The following is a 16,739-nucleotide window of genomic DNA, read 5'->3' on the forward strand; positions in this document are numbered from 1 at the left end:
GATCGCGGGCAGGATGGCGCTCTTTCGGGGCAGACGGGCGCGAAGTCAAGCCGGCCGGGCGTCACGCCGGCGGATTTGGTTTCGGGAAGGTGTGAAGCGAGGTCAGGTCTCGGCCAGCGGGTGCAGGTCGCGGACCAGGCTCTTGAGGCGCTCCTCGACCACGTGGGTGTAGATCTGGGTGGTCGAGATGTCGGTGTGGCCGAGCAGGGTCTGGACGATGCGCAGGTCGGCACCGTTGTGCAGCAGATGGCTGGCGAAGGCGTGGCGCAGCACGTGCGGCGACACCAGCCGGGCGGGCAGGCCGCTGGCCACCGCGAGTTCCTTGAGGTCGCGGGCGAAGTGCTGGCGGGTGAGGTGGCCGCTCTCGCCGAACGAGGGAAACAGCCATTTGCCGAATGTCGCACTGGCCTTCTTCTCAGGCTTCAGCGCATCCAGGGCGGCGAGATAGTCGGCCATCGCCTGGCGCGAGGCCTGGTTCAGCGGCACCAGCCGCTCCTTGTTGCCCTTGCCGCGCACCACGATCATGCGGGCGTCGTTGCGGGCCGCGGTGCGCGGCAGCGCCACCAGCTCGGAGACGCGCAGGCCGGTCGCGTACAGCACCTCGAGCAGGCAATACAGCCGCAGCGCGCGCAGCCGCTGCGCCGGCGAGGCCTCGCCGACCTCGGAGAGCTCCTTGGCCCTGGTCAGCATCCGGTCGACATCGCCGATCGACAGCACCTTGGGCAAGGAACGGCCGCGTTTCGGGCCGGACAGGATGGCGGCGGGATCGTCGCTGCGGATGCGCTCGCTCAGCAGGAAGCGGAACAGGTGCCGCATCGCCGACAGCCGCCGCGCCACGCTGGAGGACTTGAAGCCCCTGGTATCGAGGTCGGCGAGATAGTCGCGCAACGCCTGGGTGTCGGCCGTGGCGAAGCTGTTGGCCTTGCCGCCGAGAAATTCGGAGAGATCGGTGAGGTCGCGGCGATAGGCGTCCAGCGTGTTCTGACCGGCGCCCTGCTCGGCGGCCATCATGTCGAGGAACAGGCTCATCAGCCTGGCGTCGGAGGCCTTGACCTTCATGTCGTGAAATCCGCTGCGTCCGAGGCGATCGAATCACTACGAGGTATTCGCCGGGGCACATCGAGCGGTGACTGCAAATCTGGCCGATATCGCGGCGCCCGGCCACCTCAGAGAAGCGCAAAATGCTTAATCAATGCCGTGTGACTTTTGAGTTCGCGCTCGCGTGCCGGATCATTTCTTCTGGAACTTGTCCGGCGGGATCGTCACCGTCATCTCCCGCGATTTGGGACTGACGAAATTCGCCAGCGCGTAGATCGCGCCATAGACCACGCCGACGATGACGGCGATCACGGTCAGGAAGCGGAACAGGCTGGGCATCGGGGTCGCGCGGGCCACCAGGGAAGGAATAGTTTCATCCAACATGTTCGCACCCGGCTGGCAAGTCCGGCGCTCTCCACCGTTCGTCCGGAGGTCGGTTCTGCTTGCTCCCTCATTCCGGGGCGGCGCGCGCAGCGCGGCGAGCCCGGAATCCATCACCGCAGGACGATGTCGTCGGCGAGATGCCAACAGCCAGCCTGCCTCACACAGCATCCTGTGGGTATGGGTTCCGGGCTCGCGCTGCGCGCGCCCCGGAACGACGTCCGCGGGGAGAACCGGTTGCGTGTCGCGGAACAGGATGCCTTTGAAAGCAGCAGGGGCTGGGTTAGAAGCCTTCATATGACCGACACGTCCCAACCCGCTGTAAGCCCAGCCGCTCCGGAGACCGCTATTCTCGCAGGCCTCGGCAAGCGGCTGATCGTGCTGGTCGGCATGATGGGTGTCGGCAAGTCGACCGTGGGCCGGCGGCTCGCGGCGCGGTTGCGGCTGCCCTTCGTCGATGCGGACACCGAGATCGAGACCGCGGCCGGCATGACCATACCGGAAATCTTCGAATCGCGCGGCGAGGACTATTTCCGCAACGGCGAGGCCCGGGTGATCGCCCGGCTGCTCGAAAACGGGCCCGGTGTGCTGGCAACCGGTGGCGGCGCCTTCATGCGCGAGGAGACGCGGCGGCGCATCCATGAGAAGGCGGTCTCTGTTTGGCTGAAGGCCGATGCCGACGTGATCATGCGCCGCGTCCGGCGGCGGGCCGACCGGCCGCTGCTGCAGACCGCCGATCCCGAAGGCACGGTCGCTCGCCTGCTCGTCGAGCGCGAGCCGGTCTACCAGCTTGCCGATCTCACGATCTGCTCGCGCGATGTGCCGCATGATCGCGTTGTCGAGGACTGCATTGAGGCGCTGCAGGCGTTCTTCTCGTCACCGGAGACCGAGGCGGGGCCGGCCGGACCGCAACCCGATCCAGTTCAACCCGATCCTCCGCACGCGATGGGCGCGCTCCGATGACAGCACCTCTGAAGCATTCCGATCCGATCATCGTCGACGTCGCGCTCGGCGAGCGCGCCTATGACATCGTCATCGGCCGCGGCGTGCTGGCTTCGCTCGGCCAGCGCATCGCGGCGCTGCGGCCGGGCGTGCGCACGGCCATCGTCACCGACCGTACCGTGGCCGCGCATTGGCTGAAGCCGACCGAGGCGATCCTGGCGGAGGCGGGCATCCCGGCGTCCACGATCGTGGTCGATGAGGGCGAGGGCTCCAAGACCTATGCCGGCCTGGAGAAGGTCAGCGAGGCGCTGATCGCTGCCAGGATCGAACGCAACGATCTGGTCGTCGCGCTCGGTGGCGGCGTGGTCGGCGATCTCGCCGGCTTCGCGGCCGCCATCCTGCGCCGCGGCGTCGATTTCGTGCAGGTGCCGACCTCGCTGCTGGCGCAGGTCGACAGCTCCGTCGGCGGCAAGACCGGCATCAATTCGCCGCAAGGCAAGAACCTGCTCGGCGCCTTCCATCAGCCGGTGCTGGTGATCGCCGACACCGCCGTGCTCGATACCCTGTCGCCGCGCCAGTTCCGCGCCGGCTATGCCGAGGTCGCCAAATACGGCCTGCTCGGCGATGCCAGCTTCTTCGCCTGGCTCGAGGCCAATCACGCCGACATCGTCAGAGGCGGCGCCGCGCGCGAGCACGCGGTCGCGACCTCGTGCCGCGCCAAGGCGGCGATCGTGGCCCGCGACGAGCGCGAGACTGGCGACCGCGCGCTGCTCAATCTCGGCCACACCTTCGGCCATGCGCTGGAGGCCGTCACCGGCTTCTCCGACCGCCTGTTCCACGGCGAGGGCGTTTCCGTCGGCATGGTGCTGGCGGCGCAGTTCTCGGCCGAGCTCGGCATGCTGCCGCCGGACGACGTCGTGCGCATCGAGCGTCACCTTGCTGCGGTCGGCCTGCCGACCCATCTGCAGGACATCGCCGGCTTTGCCCAGGAGGGGATCGGCGACGCCGACCGGCTCTTGGCCTTGATGGCGCAGGACAAGAAGGTCAAGCGCGGCAAGTTGACCTTCATCCTGATGGAAGCCATCGGCCGCGCCGTCATCGCGAACGACGTCGATCCGGCGCGGGTCCGCGACTTTCTCCAGGCCAAATTGCGCAGCAGAAGCTGATCCCGGGCTTTACGCCGTATTGAGCAGTGCCAACGGATCATCGGCTGCCTCCCTCCAGAGCGACATCGGCGTCATGGACTGGTTCACACTCTCCGTCGTCATTCTCCTCCTCGCCGCCTCCGCCTTCTTTGCGCTGAGCGAGACCGCGCTGACCGGCGCCTCTCGCGCCTCGATGCTGCGGCTGTCGAAGCAGGGCAATCGCGATGCCGACGTGGTGTCGAGCCTGTTCGACACGCGCGAACGGCTGATCGGCGCGCTGCTGCTCGGCAACAACATCGCCAATATCGGCGCCTCCGCGCTGGCGACCGGTATTTTCACCGCCTGGTTCGGTGAGGTCGGCGTGCTCTACGCGACCGGCGTGATGACCGCGCTGGTCGTGATCTTTGCCGAGGTGCTGCCGAAGACGATCGCGATCAACGCGCCGGATCGCGTCTCGCTCGCGGTCGCCAGGCCGATGCGGGCGGCGGTGATCGTGCTCGGTCCGGTGCTCGCCGTGATCGAAGCGATCGTGCGCGGGCTGATGCGGCTGATCGGCTTCAAGGTCGGGGCCAATCAGCCGATCCTGTCGCCGACCGAACGCCTGCGCGGCGCCGTCGATCTGTTGCATCATGAAGGCAAGGTCGAGAAGCAGGATCGCGACATGCTCGGCGGCCTGCTCGATCTGCGCGAATTGCAGGTGTCCGACGTCATGGTCCACCGCACCGAGATGGTGATGGTGAATGCGGACCTGCCGCAGGAAGAACTGGTGCGCGAGGTGCTCGCCACCGAATACACACGCATCCCGCTGTGGCGCGGCACGCCGGAGAACATCATCGGCGTGCTGCATGCGAAGGACTTGCTGCGTGCGATCCGCGCCGCCGAGGGCGACGTGTCGCACATCGACGTTGCTTCACTGGCGCTGCCGCCGTGGTTCGTACCCGAGATGCGGTCCGTGTCGGAACAGCTGAAGGCGTTCCGCCGGCGCAAGACGCATTTCGCGCTCGTGGTCGACGAGTATGGCGAGGTCGAAGGCATCGTCACGCTGGAGGATATTCTGGAGGAGATCGTCGGCGACATCTCCGACGAGCAGGATGTGCAGGTCGCGGGTGTGCGCGTGCAGCCGGACGGATCCGTCGTCGTCGATGGCTCAGTGCCGATCCGCGATCTCAATCGCGCGATGGACTGGACGCTGCCGGATGAGGAAGCAACGACAGTTGCCGGTCTCGTCATTCACGAGGCGCGTTCGATCCCCGAGCGCGGCCAGAGCTTCACGTTTCACGGCTTCCGGTTTCGCGTGCTGCGCCGGGAGCGCAATCGCATCACTGCGCTGCGCATCGTACCGGTGCCGCGCGGCGAAACCGAGGAGACGCGGCCGCGCCGTGCAGGCACGGCGTTCTAATTGGGATCAAGCCTCGCCCGGCGCCTTCGCATGCAGCGCGAGCGCGTGCACCGAGCCGGCAAGTTCCGCTGCCAATGCGGCGTTGATCAGGCGGTGGCGATCGACACGGCTCTTGCCCGCGAAGGCCTGCGACACAATATACACGCGGAAATGGGTCTCACCGCTCGGCTGATGGCCCATATGGCCTTCATGCAGATGTGATTCGTCCTGAACATCGAGGCTTTCAGGCGTGAAAGCTTCGCGCAACTTTTTGATGATAGCATCTCGGGTCCGCATGGTCTCTGGAAATACGCATCAAATTATTTTTCGTCAATCGGCGGTCCCCGCCCGAGGTATTCGCAATGTCAAGACTTGAAGCTTTTCGCGTTGCGTAGTCAAAGTCCGCCATGCCGATCGATTCAAACAAATTCTTCGACTCCATCCGCATCAAGCCCAAGAAGGCGGCTGCGCGGCAGCCGGTGGTGCGCGAGGAGGCCCAGCCCTGTCAGTGGCCGGACTGCAAGAACAAGGGCTCGCATCGCGCGCCCAAGGGACGCGAGAACGCGCGCGAGTATTGGCACTTCTGTCTCGATCACGTGCGCGAGTACAACCAGTCCTATAATTTCTTCTCGGGGATGAACGCCGAGGCGGTCGCGCGCTATCAGAAGGATGCGCTGACCGGACACCGCCCGACCTGGAAGATGGGGGCCAACACGTCGGCCAAGCGCGGCACCGGCAGCGCCGAGGGCGATCTCGGCGATGCCGCCGATCCGTTCAGCGTATTCGCCGAGATCAACGGCCGCGGCAGCTGGCGCCCGGATCCCCGGTCGGCCCCCAAGGCCGAGACGCGCAAGGTGTTCAACGCCGAGCGCAAGGCGCTGCAGGTCATGGGCCTCGGTCCCGACGCGACGCTGGAAGACGTCAAGGTCAAGTACAAGGCGCTGGTGAAGCAGCACCATCCCGATGCCAATGGCGGCGACCGCTCCACCGAGGATCGCCTGATCGAGATCATCAAGGCCTACAACTACCTGAAGACGGTGGTGAAGGGCTGACGCGCGGCAGCGCGTGAGGCTGCCGCGCGTTGCGTCGAAGGTCTCAGGGCTTCGGCCCGATATAGGCCGAGCTCGGCCGGATCAACCGCCCCGTCCGCTGCTGCTCCCGCGCATGGGCGGTCCAGCCGGCGGCGCGCGCCACCGCGAAGATCGGCGTGAACGCCTGGCGCGGAATCTTCAGCGCATCGAGCAGGATGGCGGTGAAGAACTCGACATTGGTGTCGAGCGCCCGCTCCGGATTCTTCCGCCGCAGCGCCTGGCGGATGTAAGCCTCCACCTCGCTCGCAAACGGCAGGTCGGCGCCGCTGCCCGCCAGCCGCTCGATCGCGGCCTTGAGCACGTCGGCCCGCGGATCGCGCACGCGATAGATCCGATGTCCGAACCCCATCAGCCGCTCGCCGCGGCCGAGCGCCGCGTCGACCCACGGCTTGATGTTCTCGCGCGTGCCGATCGCGTTGAGCATCTCCAGCACCGGCTCCGGCGCCCCGCCATGCAGCGGGCCGGTGAGCGCGCAATAGCCGGCGGTAACCGATGCGAACAGGTCGGCCTGGGTCGAGGCGACGACGCGCGCGGCGAAGGTCGAGGCGTTCATGCCGTGATCGCTGACGGTGACGAGATACGTGTCCAGCGTCGCCACCTCGCCAGCCGCAGGCGTATCGCCGCGGACCATGCGCAGGGTGTCGGCGGCGTGGCTGGCGTCAGGATCGGGCGCAATCGGCTGTGCTCCCTGTGCGCGCTGGACCAGGGCGCCGGCGATCACCGGGCAGGCGCCGACGATCGTGGCTTCGTCGTCGAGCCCGGGCTCGGACCGCAGCGCCGCGATGGCGGCGCGGAAGCCGTCGATGATCGACAGGCCGGAGGTCGCGGCGAGCAGCTCGGGCAGCCGCGTAAAGGCGCGCGCGCGGGCCTGGCCGAGGCTGGCACGGACATCCGTCTCGCCGACGCTGCGCTTCGTCGCCGCGCTCCATAGTCGGGCAGTCACGCCCTCGAAGCCGCTGGCGGCGGCGAGGTCGGCCACACGCGCTCCGGCGATGATGAGCTCCCCCTGCTGGCCGTCGACGTTGCTGAGCACGGTCTCGGCGGCGGCGATTCCGTCGAGGCCGATGGGGGTCTTGCCGAGCTGGATGGTCATGGCGGGTCTCCTTCGAGAAATGGTCACGCTGCCAAGATCCGCCCAGTCGACAACTTGATCAATCTTGATTAAGCTGATCAATATGAAAAAAGACAGCGGTCTTTACCTATCTGCGCGCGAAGCTTCGGCTGAACTGGCGATCTCGCCGGCCACCCTCTACGCCTATGTCAGCCGCGGACTGGTCCGCTCCGAGCCGTCGCCGAATTCGCGCAGCAACCGCTATCGCGCCGAGGACATCCGGGCCCTGAAGGAGCGGCGCGCACCGGCCCCCGAGCCGCGCGCCTTCCGCAGCTTCGATGCGGACCTCCCCGTGTTCGATTCCGCCGTGTCGACAATCACCGAAGCCGGTCCGATCTATCGAGGCGTCAATTGCGTCGACCTAGCCGTGCGCGGCACGCTGGAACATGCTGCGACCCTGCTGTGGGACGTGACCGCGCTCGATCCGTTTGCGCCGGGCAACCTTCCGGCCGTGTCGGAGGAGATGGGTTTCATCGCCGATGCCGCGCGGCGCGCGGCGCCGATCGACCGGGCCATCGCGGTGCTGGCGCTGGCGACACATGCCGATCCCGCGGCGTTCAACCGCGCTCCCGATGGTCGGGCGCTGGTCGGCGCGCGCATCGTCCGGCTGGTGGTCGCAACCATGTTGAACCAGCCCGCCTCAGCCGATCCGCTGCATGTTCAGGTCGCGCGGAGCTGGGCGCCCGGACATGAACATGCGCCGGACCTGATCCGCCGCACCCTGGTGCTGCTGGCCGATCATGAGCTGAACGCGTCGACCTTCACCGTCCGCTGTGCGGCGTCGACGGGCCTCAGTCTCTACGATGCCGTCATCGCGGGTCTTGCGGCGCTCAAAGGACCGCAGCACGGCGGCGCCGGCGTCCTGGCGTCGCAACTGGTGAAGACCCTCGTTGATCGCGATGCCGCGCCGCTGATCCGCGAGCGGGTGGCGCTCGGCGAGCGCTTCGCCGGCTTCGGCCACGGCGTCTACAAGCACGGCGACCCCCGCGCCATCTCGCTGCTGGAGGCGCTGACGCGCGCCGGCGCGCCGCGCAAATTCACCCGCGAGGTGCCGGAGCGGATCGCCGAGGCGACCGGCGAGTTCGTCAATATCGACTATGCGCTGGCGGTGCTGGTGCATAGCCTGCGGCTGCCTGCCGGCAGCGAGCTGGCGCTGTTCGCGATGGCACGCTGCGTCGGCTGGCTCGCCCATGCCTGCGAGCAGCTGCAGCACGGCCGCCTGATCCGCCCACGTGCTCGCTATATCGGACCCGCACCCGGCCGCGGAGCCATGTTGGATGCGCTGTAGCGTTCTAATCCGTGACGCCAGCGGCGAGCTCAGACTCGCGCCGCTTCCGCACCAATCTGAGGACCAGCCAGACCACGATCGTGCCCGCGACAGCCGCGATGATCCAGGTGGACTTGGCGATATGGCTATGATGCGGAATCCCGCCATAACGGTGCAACAGCTGCACCGCGAAGACGCCGGGCAGGACGTGGGCGCAGGCCCACAGCGCGATGGCTGGGATGTTCACGGCGTAGAAGCGCAGCGGAGGGATGTCGAGCGCGCCGGCCGTGATCGGCACGACGGCTCGGATCGGCGCGACAAAGCGGGCGAAGAAGATCGCCAGGGTGCCGAACCGGTGGAAGAAGGCCTCGCTCTGCGCCACCAGGCGCGGATAGTTCGAGAATGGCCAGTTCGCCAGGATCTCGCGCTGCCGGCGATGGCCGACCCAGAACGCCCCGCCGTCCCCGAGCACCGCGCCCAGGACGGCCGCCGCCAGCACCCATTGCAGGGTCAGCTCGCCGCCCGGAATCAGCGCGCTCAGCGCCAGGATGATGGTCGTGCCCGGAATCACCGAGCCCACGATCGGGATCGCCTCCAGCAAGGCGGCCAGAAACAGGGTGAGATAGGCCAGTCCCGCATGCGCTGAGACAAAGGCAATGAGTGGGTCGAGCAGATGGGCCACGCGGTTCCTGTTGGTGGAGAGGGTGGGGCGGGGACTTCCCGATAAGTAGGAACCCCGGCCCCGGGTGCCACGTCGAGATTCCTGGGAAGAGCCGGTGGGCGAAAAGGTGGCACGATTCGCAGGGCAGCCTTCCGAAAACGGCCACCCATGCCTATCTCGATGATATAACGACGGAACTTTGATCAAGGCTTAGGCTTCTGCCCGCGCGTGCTCTCTGCTAGGCTGGCGTCGAAGCCCTTCAACCGCAGCCAAACATGAAATCTGGTTTCGGGAATGCCCGGGACCTCGGAGGATGAATGACGACCGCCGCTACGACCAATGCGCAGGAGATGACCGGTGTGCCCGACATGAAGGTGTCGGTGCGGCAGGTGTTCGGGATCGACAGCGACCTTGAGGTGCCGGCTTTTTCAGCGACCGACCCGCACGTTCCCGAGGTCGATGCCGATTACCGCTTCGACCGCGCCACCACGCTGGCGATCCTGGCCGGCTTCGCCAAGAACCGCCGCGTGATGGTGACCGGCTACCATGGAACGGGCAAGTCGACCCATATCGAGCAGGTCGCGGCGCGGCTCAACTGGCCGTGCGTGCGGGTCAATCTCGACAGCCACATCAGCCGTATCGACCTCGTCGGCAAGGACGCGATCGTGGTCAAGGACGGCAAGCAGGTGACCGAGTTCCGTGACGGCATCCTGCCCTGGGCACTGCAGCACAACGTCGCGCTGGTGTTCGACGAATACGACGCCGGCCGTCCGGACGTGATGTTCGTGATCCAGCGCGTGTTGGAGGTGTCGGGCCGCCTGACGCTGCTCGACCAGAACAAGGTGATCAAGCCGCACCCGGCATTCCGCCTGTTCGCGACCGCCAATACGATCGGCCTTGGCGACACCTCGGGCCTCTATCACGGCACCCAGCAGATCAACCAGGGCCAGATGGACCGCTGGTCGATCGTCACCACGCTCAACTACCTCGCCCATGACGAGGAGGTCGAGATCGTGCTGGCCAAGGCCAAGCACTATCAGAACGCGCAGGGACGCGACATCGTGAACAAGATGGTGCGGCTCGCCGACCTCACGCGCAACGCCTTCGCCAATGGCGATCTGTCGACGGTGATGAGCCCGCGCACGGTGATCACCTGGGCCGAGAACGCCGAGATCTTCGGTGACATCGGCTTCGCCTTCCGTGTGACGTTCCTCAACAAGTGCGACGAGCTCGAGCGTCCGCTGGTCGCCGAATTCTATCAGCGCTGCTTCAATGCGGAGCTGCCGGAATCCTCCATCAACGTGGCGCTGAGCTGACACAACGGCGTGGTCCCGGCCTCGGGCCGGGACCCATACGCCGCGGCCTCTCTCGTGGGGTGATGCGGGAGAGCGAGTGCGAACAAACGAACGCCGGTGGTTATCGGGCCTGGCGTTCGCCGGGACGATAGCCGCAGGAACCAGATGACCACACCGAGCAACAAGCCCCGTCCTGGCGTCAAGGAAGCACCGACCGAACCTTTCAAGAGGTCGGTCACGGGGTGCCTGCGCGCGATCGCCAGGGCGCCTGAGCTCGAAGTCTCCTTCGCGGCCGAGCGTCCCGGCCTTGCGCCGGGCAAGGCCCGGCTGCCGGAGCCGGCGCGCAAGATGACCAAGCGCGACGCCGCCGTCGTGCGCGGCCATGCCGACTCGATCGCGCTGAAGCTCGCCTGCCACGATCCGAAAATCCATCGCAAGCTGATCCCGGGCAATCCGCAGGCGCGTGGCGTGTTCGAGGCGGTCGAGCAGGCGCGTGTCGAGGCGATCGGTGCAAAACGCATGGCCGGCGTCGCCAAGAATCTCACGGCGATGCTCGATGATCACTTCCATCGCGGCAAATATGACGAGATCACCGACCGTGCCGACGCACCGCTGTCGGATGCGTTGGCCATGATGGTGCGTGAGCGCCTCACTGGCATGGCGCCGCCGAACGCGGCGCGCAAGGTGGTCGATCTCTGGCGTCCGTTCCTGGAGGACAGGATCGGCCAGCGTCTCGATGAGCTCGGCCGCTTCACCGAGGATCAGGCGAAGTTCGGCGACCTCGTGCACGATCTCTTGTCGGCGCTGGATCTCGGCGACGAGCGCAACGCCGATTCCGAAGAGGACGAGGACAACGACGACAGCCGCGACGGCGACAACGACCAGTCCGGCGCCGAGGGCTCGCCCGAATCCGACGCCGCGCAGGAGATGAGCGCAGACCAGGCGCAGACGACGTCGGACGAGATGTCGGAGAGCGCGATGGAGGCCGCCCAGGCTTCGGCGTCCGACACGCTCGACGACGGCGAGCTCGGCGACGACGAGACGCCGGGCGAGGCGACGCGTCCGAACCGCGGCGGCGCCAACGAGCCGCGCGGGCCGGAATATCACGCCTTCGCGCCGAAGTTCGACGAGGTCATTGCCGCGGAAGACCTGTGCGACCATGACGAGCTGGAGCGGCTGCGCTCCTATCTCGACAAGCAGCTCGCACATCTGCAGGGCATCGTGGCGCGGCTCGCCAACCGGCTGCAGCGCCGGCTGATGGCGCAGCAGAACCGCGCCTGGGAGTTCGATCTCGAGGAAGGCATCCTCGATCCGGCGCGGCTGTCGCGCGTGGTCATCGACCCCTATCAACCGCTGTCGTTCATGCGTGAGAAGGAAGCGACCTTCCGTGACACCGTGGTGACCCTGCTGCTCGACAATTCCGGCTCGATGCGTGGCCGACCGATCACGGTGGCCGCGACTTGCGCCGACATCCTCGCCCGCACGCTGGAGCGCTGCGGCGTCAAGGTCGAGATCCTCGGCTTCACGACGCGGGCCTGGAAGGGCGGGCAGTCGCGCGAGGCGTGGCTTGCCGCCGGCAAGCCGGCCAATCCCGGCCGCCTCAACGATCTCCGCCATATCATCTACAAGTCGGCCGATGCGCCGTGGCGGCGGGCGCGCAAGAATCTTGGCCTGATGATGCGCGAAGGGCTGTTGAAAGAGAACATCGACGGCGAGGCGCTCGACTGGGCGCACAAGCGCCTGCTCGGGCGTGCCGAGCAGCGCAAGATCCTGATGATGATCTCGGACGGCGCGCCGGTCGATGACTCCACGCTGTCGGTCAATCCCGGCAACTATCTCGAGCGGCATCTGCGCCACATCATCGAGGAGATCGAGACCCGCTCGCCGGTCGAGCTGATCGCGATCGGCATCGGCCACGACGTCACCCGCTACTACCGTCGCGCGGTGACCATCGTCGATGCCGAGGAGCTCGGTGGCGCCATCACCGAGAAGCTCGCCGAATTGTTCACGGAGACCCACGCGGCACCGCAGCCTGCGCCGGGACCAAAGCGCAGGCTGCATTCGTAAGCGGCCGTCGGCCGGCTGCGTCTCCTCCGTCTTGGAGGAGGTGGGGGAGGGGGCTCCGCTGACGATGTCGCTGCAGGCGATTGCCGACCGCAGGCGCTTTCTCGCGCTGACCATCGGCGGAGTGTCGGCATTCGCATGGTCCAGGACGGCTCGCGCGCAGCTTGCGCCGGCACCGGTCCGCGGACGCGTCACCATCGACGAGCACTCCGTCACATCGGCGGTCAAGATCGAGGTCAACGCGCGACCGCTGCCCTCGTTCGACCTCCGTGATCGGACGCATCTGCGCTTCGGGATGCTGCAATATCGCAGCGGCGTGGCGCTGACCTCGTCTTTTCCCGGCTTCGGTGGCCTGTCCGGCATCCGGCTCGATGCCAAGGGTGAACGCTTCCTCGCGGTCAGCGACAAGGGCGGCTGGTTCACCGGCCGCATTGCCTATTCCGGTCGCGAGATCGCGGGGCTCGCCGACGTCGAAGCGGCGCCGCTGCTTGGTCCGGACGGACGGCCCATCACCGATCGCGGTTGGTATGATTCCGAGTCGCTCGCGCGCGATGGAGACATCGTCTATGTCGGCCTCGAACGCGTCAACCAGCTCCTGCGCTACGACTTCGCCAAGGGTGGAACCGGCGCGCGCGGCGAGATCGTGCCGCTGCCGCCGGCCGCCAAGCGGCTGCCCCACAACAAGGGACTGGAGGCGTTGGTGGTCGTGCCGAAGGGCCTGCCGCTCGCCGGCACCCTGATCGCGCTGTCCGAGCGCGGTCTGGACGCGAACGGCAATCTGCTGGCCTTCCTGATCGGCGGACCGGCCGCGGGACAGTTTAGCATCGTCCGTAGCAACGAGTTCGACGTCAGTGATGCCGTGCTGCTGCCGTCCGGTGATCTTCTGGTGCTCGAACGCAAGTTCTCGCTGTTCAACGGGGTCGGCATTCGAATCCGCCGGCTGACGCTAGCGCAGATCGCGCCGGGCGCGCTGGTCGATGGTCCGGCGATCTTCTCCGCCGATCTCGGCCAGGAGATCGACAATCTCGAGGGCATCGATGCGCATGTCACGCCGGACGGCGAGACCGTGCTGACGCTGGTGTCCGACGACAACTTCTCGATGATCCAGCGCACGCTGCTGCTGCAGTTCACGCTGATGGAGTGAGCAGCGATACCGCTGCGGCGGCTCGCGTTGACCGCGGCTCGTCCATGATCGACACTCGCGGCCATCGGATCATCGCGTCAACCGTCACAACCTGGAACTCAGCATGAGCGCCCTGTTCACTCCGATCAAGCTGCGCAGTCTCGAACTCGCCAACCGCATCATGGTGTCGCCGATGTGCCAGTACTCGGCCGAGAATGGCGCGGCCAATGACTGGCACTTCACCCACATCAACACGCTGGCGCTGTCGGGCGCGGCGATGTTCTGTATCGAGGCGACGCATGTCGAGCCGATCGGGCGCATCACGCCCGGCTGTCTCGGGCTGTGGGACGATGTGACGGAAGCTGCGTTGAAGCCCATCCTGGCCTCGGTTCGCAAACATTCGAAGACCGCGGTTGCGATGCAGCTCGCCCATGCCGGCCGCAAGGGCTCCAGCTACAAGCCGTGGGATGGCGGACAGCAGATTCCGCTCGCGGACGGCGGATGGCAGACGGTCGCGCCATCGGCCTTGCCGCACAAGGAGGGCGAGCTCGCGCCGGAGGCGCTCGATCTCGCGGGCCTGGCCCGCATTCGCGATGCGTTCGGTTCTGCAGCGCAACGGGCGTCGCGCCTCGGCATCGACGCGATCGAGCTCCACGGCGCGCATGGCTATCTGTTGCATCAGTTTCTGTCGCCGATCGCCAACCAGCGCACCGACAGCTATGGCGGGTCTCTGGAGAACCGCATGCGCTTTCCGCTCGAAGTTTACGATGCGGTGCGCGCCGTCTTGCCTGCGGACAAGCCGGTCGGCATGCGTGTCTCGGCCACCGACTGGGTCGACGGCGGCTGGGATCTCGAGCAGACCATCATATTTGCGCAAGAGCTGAAGCGCCGCGGCGCCGACTGGATCGACGTCTCCTCGGGCGGCGTGTCGCCGTTGCAGAAGATCGCCCTCGGACCCGGCTACCAGGTGCCGTTTGCCGCGGCCGTGAAACAGGCGACGGGGCTTCCGACCATGGCGGTCGGTCTCATCACGCAGGCGCAGCAGGCCGAGGAGATCGTTGCCTCGGGCAAGGCCGACATGGTCGCGCTGGCCCGCGGCATGCTCTACGACCCGCGCTGGGGCTGGCACGCGGCAGCGGAGCTCGGCGGACAGGTCGCCGCACCTCCGCAATATTGGCGCTCGCAGCCGTCGACGCAGAAGGAGCTGTTCGGCAAGACGACATTCGGCGCACGCTGACGTGCAATTGATGACCGCAATGTTGCGCACCAGCGTTGCAAAATTCTGCGGTCATCATTCCGCCCGCGACACGGCTGACGATTGTCGCTGTCGGACGAAGTGCTAGACTTCGCAGACCACGTGCGGCGATGCCGACTCGTCTGGTCGTGTTTCGTCTCGCGTGACGATGAGCGCATCACAAAGATGCGCCGCAATACAAACGCGAGAGGAAAGCGCCATGGAAATCGGATACTTCACGATGCCCTCGCATCCGCCGGAGTGCGGATTGAAGGAGGGGCAGGAATGGGACCTGCAGGTCCTGCGGTGGCTCGACGAACTCGGCTATCAGGAAGCCTGGATCGGCGAGCATCACACCGCGCCCTGGGAGCCGCACCCGGCACCCGATCTCATTCTGGCGCAGGCCTTCCGTGAAACGAAGAACATCCGGCTTGGGCCGGGCGGCTTCCTTCTGCCCTATCATCACCCGGCCGAGCTCGCCAACCGCGTTGCGATGCTGGATCATCTGTCCGACGGCCGGCTCAATTTCGGCATTGCCGCATCCGGTCTGCCGAGCGACTGGGCGATGTTCAACGTCGACGGCATGAGCGGCCAGAACCGCGAGATGACGCGCGAGGCGCTGGAGATCATCCTGCGTCTGTGGACCGAGCCGGCACCGTTCACGCACAAGGGCAAATACTGGACGGTGACCAAGCCCGACGTGATGTTCGACTTCCTCAAGCCGCACATCAAGCCGGTGCAGGCGCCGCATCCGCCGATCGGCGTCGCCGGCCTGTCGAAGAACTCCGACACGCTCAAGCTCGCCGGCGAGCGCGGCTTCATCCCGATGAGCCTCAACCTCAACCCGGCCTATGTGTCGTCGCACTGGGACTCGGTCGAGGCCGGCGCGGCCAAGTCCGGGCGAAAGCCCAGCCGCAATGACTGGCGGCTGGTGCGCGAGGTGTTCGTCGCCGAGACTGACGAGGAAGCCTGGCGCTTGTCCTCCGGCGACATGATGGGGCGGATGATGGGCGAATATTTCCTGCCACTGCTCGGCCATTTCGGCTTCAAGGACTATCTGAAGCACTCACCCGAGGTGCCGGATTCCGACGTGACGGTGGACTATTGCGCCAAGCGCAACTGGATCGTCGGCTCGCCGGCCACGGTGACCGAGAAGATCGAGAAGATCTGGCACGAGGTCGGCGGCTTCGGGACGCTGTGCGTGTTCGGCTTCGACTACAAGCACAAGCCGGAAGCCTGGCACAACTCGCTGCGCCTGTTGAAGCAGGAGGTGATGCCGAGATTGAGCCACCTCAATGCCGGCCTGACCAAGGCCGCCTAGTAACGTCCTAGTATCTTGGCGCCAGCATTCCCCCTCCCTTTCGGGCAATGCTGGCGTCAAAAGAAATGTAGCTAAAATTTTCGCGCGAGTGCAGCTTCAGATTTGACGTTTGGGTGACGGTCTTGCCGTTAGGACGGATCCAGGCGTCGAATCCGCTGCATGCGCGTGGCGGGTCTGACATCTGGGGGCAGGTCATGCGGTTTCGCGTCAGGAAGTTTGCCCATATCCTCGAACGCTCGGGTCTGGCTCTGGCAGGCGCCGCCTGCGGCGTCTTCGTCGGGGCCCATGTCGGCTCCAGCGTTCCGTTGCTGACCACGCAGGGCTTCCTGATCGTGATGATGCTGTCTGGGGCGCTGGGCTTCTATCTCGGCATCGACACGCCGCAACTGCCTTTTCATCCTCATGACGAGAACTCGCCGACGGAGACGAAGATCGACACGGCCGAATTTCTGAGCGCCGTCGGGACCTTCCTCGCAACCCTCACGGCGTTCTTCGCCGTTGCCATCATCATCCTGCGCGAAGATCCGCACATCGTCTGGACGTCGCTGATCATGGTCGGCTGGATCATCGGCGTGATCATGCAGATCGTTGCCGGCGCGATCGCGCGTCTGCGGCGCTGATTTTCCCTGTTCAATTTTTGGGCTGACGCTGTCGCGAGTTTCATCTTGCGGCGAACAGGTGGCGCATA

16 protein-coding genes are annotated in these 16,739 nt (G+C 66.3%); 11 read left to right on the forward strand and 5 right to left on the reverse strand.

The features are described 5' to 3' along the window. Positions 1-102: 102 nt before the first annotated feature. Both xerD and ACQR1F_RS14870 read right to left on the reverse strand, forming a co-directional pair. Positions 103-1,059, reverse strand: coding sequence for a site-specific tyrosine recombinase XerD (gene xerD, locus ACQR1F_RS14865; RefSeq protein ID WP_315800596.1), 957 nt, complete (start codon positions 1,057-1,059; stop codon positions 103-105). Positions 1,060-1,230: 171 nt separating this feature from the next. Beyond that, positions 1,231-1,377 (reverse strand): histidine kinase, encoded by a 147-nt coding sequence (locus ACQR1F_RS14870; protein WP_315800919.1) that lies wholly within the window; start codon positions 1,375-1,377, stop codon positions 1,231-1,233. A 339-nt stretch (positions 1,378-1,716) separates the two neighbouring features. Between ACQR1F_RS14870 and ACQR1F_RS14875 the strand changes: the two genes are divergently transcribed. From ACQR1F_RS14875 to ACQR1F_RS14885, 3 genes are all read left to right on the forward strand, one after another. Next, the gene (locus tag ACQR1F_RS14875) at positions 1,717-2,382 is read left to right on the forward strand and encodes a shikimate kinase (protein ID WP_434898410.1); all 666 of its coding nucleotides are present in this window, start codon (positions 1,717-1,719) and stop codon (positions 2,380-2,382) included. Next, positions 2,379-3,527 (forward strand): 3-dehydroquinate synthase, encoded by a 1,149-nt coding sequence (aroB, locus tag ACQR1F_RS14880; protein ID WP_316216835.1) that lies wholly within the window; start codon positions 2,379-2,381, stop codon positions 3,525-3,527. The genes ACQR1F_RS14875 and aroB overlap by 4 nt, the downstream gene beginning before the upstream one ends. 73 nt (positions 3,528-3,600) lie before the next feature. Next, on the forward strand, positions 3,601-4,905 hold the full coding sequence (locus ACQR1F_RS14885) for an HlyC/CorC family transporter (RefSeq protein WP_315800593.1): 1,305 nt from the start codon (positions 3,601-3,603) through the stop codon (positions 4,903-4,905). A gap of 6 nt (positions 4,906-4,911) precedes the next feature. On the opposite strand, the gene ACQR1F_RS14890 is transcribed toward ACQR1F_RS14885, so the two are convergent. Further along, positions 4,912-5,181, reverse strand: a complete 270-nt coding sequence (locus ACQR1F_RS14890) for a BolA family protein (RefSeq protein ID WP_315800592.1) — start codon at positions 5,179-5,181, stop codon at positions 4,912-4,914. Positions 5,182-5,291: 110 nt separating this feature from the next. Here ACQR1F_RS14890 and ACQR1F_RS14895 point away from each other — a divergent pair, with 110 nt between their 5' ends. Further along, positions 5,292-5,936, forward strand: a complete 645-nt coding sequence (locus tag ACQR1F_RS14895; RefSeq protein ID WP_315800591.1) for a J domain-containing protein — start codon at positions 5,292-5,294, stop codon at positions 5,934-5,936. A gap of 43 nt (positions 5,937-5,979) precedes the next feature. On the opposite strand, the gene ACQR1F_RS14900 is transcribed toward ACQR1F_RS14895, so the two are convergent. Continuing rightward, positions 5,980-7,068, reverse strand: a complete 1,089-nt coding sequence (locus ACQR1F_RS14900; RefSeq protein ID WP_434907403.1) for a citrate synthase/methylcitrate synthase — start codon at positions 7,066-7,068, stop codon at positions 5,980-5,982. Between the two features lie 82 nt (positions 7,069-7,150). Here ACQR1F_RS14900 and ACQR1F_RS14905 point away from each other — a divergent pair, with 82 nt between their 5' ends. After that, positions 7,151-8,374: a citrate/2-methylcitrate synthase gene (locus ACQR1F_RS14905; protein WP_434840289.1), complete on the forward strand. Its 1,224-nt coding sequence runs from the start codon at positions 7,151-7,153 to the stop codon at positions 8,372-8,374. A 4-nt stretch (positions 8,375-8,378) separates the two neighbouring features. Here ACQR1F_RS14905 and ACQR1F_RS14910 read toward each other — a convergent pair whose 3' ends face one another. Beyond that, positions 8,379-9,035, reverse strand: coding sequence for a DedA family protein (locus ACQR1F_RS14910; protein ID WP_315800588.1), 657 nt, complete (start codon positions 9,033-9,035; stop codon positions 8,379-8,381). A gap of 296 nt (positions 9,036-9,331) precedes the next feature. Between ACQR1F_RS14910 and cobS the strand changes: the two genes are divergently transcribed. The 6 genes from cobS (at position 9,332) to ACQR1F_RS14940 (ending at position 16,671) form a co-directional block, all read left to right on the forward strand. Beyond that, entirely contained in the window at positions 9,332-10,330 is a 999-nt protein-coding gene (cobS, locus tag ACQR1F_RS14915; RefSeq protein WP_315800587.1) for a cobaltochelatase subunit CobS, read from the forward strand. A 144-nt stretch (positions 10,331-10,474) separates the two neighbouring features. Next, positions 10,475-12,376: a cobaltochelatase subunit CobT gene (gene cobT / locus ACQR1F_RS14920; RefSeq protein ID WP_315800586.1), complete on the forward strand. Its 1,902-nt coding sequence runs from the start codon at positions 10,475-10,477 to the stop codon at positions 12,374-12,376. A 64-nt stretch (positions 12,377-12,440) separates the two neighbouring features. Continuing rightward, positions 12,441-13,517, forward strand: coding sequence for an esterase-like activity of phytase family protein (locus tag ACQR1F_RS14925; protein WP_434873418.1), 1,077 nt, complete (start codon positions 12,441-12,443; stop codon positions 13,515-13,517). A 103-nt stretch (positions 13,518-13,620) separates the two neighbouring features. Continuing rightward, on the forward strand, positions 13,621-14,733 hold the full coding sequence (locus tag ACQR1F_RS14930; protein WP_434913361.1) for an NADH:flavin oxidoreductase/NADH oxidase: 1,113 nt from the start codon (positions 13,621-13,623) through the stop codon (positions 14,731-14,733). 217 nt (positions 14,734-14,950) lie between these two features. Beyond that, positions 14,951-16,051 carry an LLM class flavin-dependent oxidoreductase gene (locus ACQR1F_RS14935; RefSeq protein ID WP_316182913.1) on the forward strand — a complete coding sequence of 367 codons (1,101 nt, stop codon included), beginning with the start codon at positions 14,951-14,953 and terminating at the stop codon, positions 16,049-16,051. A gap of 194 nt (positions 16,052-16,245) precedes the next feature. Next, complete coding sequence (locus tag ACQR1F_RS14940; RefSeq protein WP_315800582.1) at positions 16,246-16,671, forward strand: hypothetical protein; 426 nt, start codon at positions 16,246-16,248, stop codon at positions 16,669-16,671. Positions 16,672-16,739 lie beyond the last annotated feature (68 nt).

Origin of the sequence: Bradyrhizobium sp. HKCCYLS3013, assembly GCF_051167615.1 — a bacterium.
GTDB lineage: Bacteria > Pseudomonadota > Alphaproteobacteria > Rhizobiales > Xanthobacteraceae > Bradyrhizobium.

Excerpts from the sequence above, each read along its gene's own strand:
- xerD (WP_315800596.1), bottom strand. The coding sequence starts at position 1,059 with ATGAAGGTCAAGGCCTCCGACGCCAGGCTGATGAGCCTGTTCCTCGAC.
- ACQR1F_RS14870 (WP_315800919.1), bottom strand. The coding sequence starts at position 1,377 with ATGCCCAGCCTGTTCCGCTTCCTGACCGTGATCGCCGTCATCGTCGGC.
- ACQR1F_RS14875 (WP_434898410.1), top strand. The coding sequence starts at position 1,717 with ATGACCGACACGTCCCAACCCGCTGTAAGCCCAGCCGCTCCGGAGACC.
- aroB (WP_316216835.1), top strand. The coding sequence starts at position 2,379 with ATGACAGCACCTCTGAAGCATTCCGATCCGATCATCGTCGACGTCGCG.
- ACQR1F_RS14885 (WP_315800593.1), top strand. The coding sequence starts at position 3,601 with ATGGACTGGTTCACACTCTCCGTCGTCATTCTCCTCCTCGCCGCCTCC.
- ACQR1F_RS14890 (WP_315800592.1), bottom strand. The coding sequence starts at position 5,181 with ATGCGGACCCGAGATGCTATCATCAAAAAGTTGCGCGAAGCTTTCACG.
- ACQR1F_RS14895 (WP_315800591.1), top strand. The coding sequence starts at position 5,292 with ATGCCGATCGATTCAAACAAATTCTTCGACTCCATCCGCATCAAGCCC.
- ACQR1F_RS14900 (WP_434907403.1), bottom strand. The coding sequence starts at position 7,068 with ATGACCATCCAGCTCGGCAAGACCCCCATCGGCCTCGACGGAATCGCC.
- ACQR1F_RS14905 (WP_434840289.1), top strand. The coding sequence starts at position 7,151 with ATGAAAAAAGACAGCGGTCTTTACCTATCTGCGCGCGAAGCTTCGGCT.
- cobS (WP_315800587.1), top strand. The coding sequence starts at position 9,332 with ATGACGACCGCCGCTACGACCAATGCGCAGGAGATGACCGGTGTGCCC.
- cobT (WP_315800586.1), top strand. The coding sequence starts at position 10,475 with ATGACCACACCGAGCAACAAGCCCCGTCCTGGCGTCAAGGAAGCACCG.
- ACQR1F_RS14925 (WP_434873418.1), top strand. The coding sequence starts at position 12,441 with ATGTCGCTGCAGGCGATTGCCGACCGCAGGCGCTTTCTCGCGCTGACC.
- ACQR1F_RS14930 (WP_434913361.1), top strand. The coding sequence starts at position 13,621 with ATGAGCGCCCTGTTCACTCCGATCAAGCTGCGCAGTCTCGAACTCGCC.
- ACQR1F_RS14935 (WP_316182913.1), top strand. The coding sequence starts at position 14,951 with ATGGAAATCGGATACTTCACGATGCCCTCGCATCCGCCGGAGTGCGGA.
- ACQR1F_RS14940 (WP_315800582.1), top strand. The coding sequence starts at position 16,246 with ATGCGGTTTCGCGTCAGGAAGTTTGCCCATATCCTCGAACGCTCGGGT.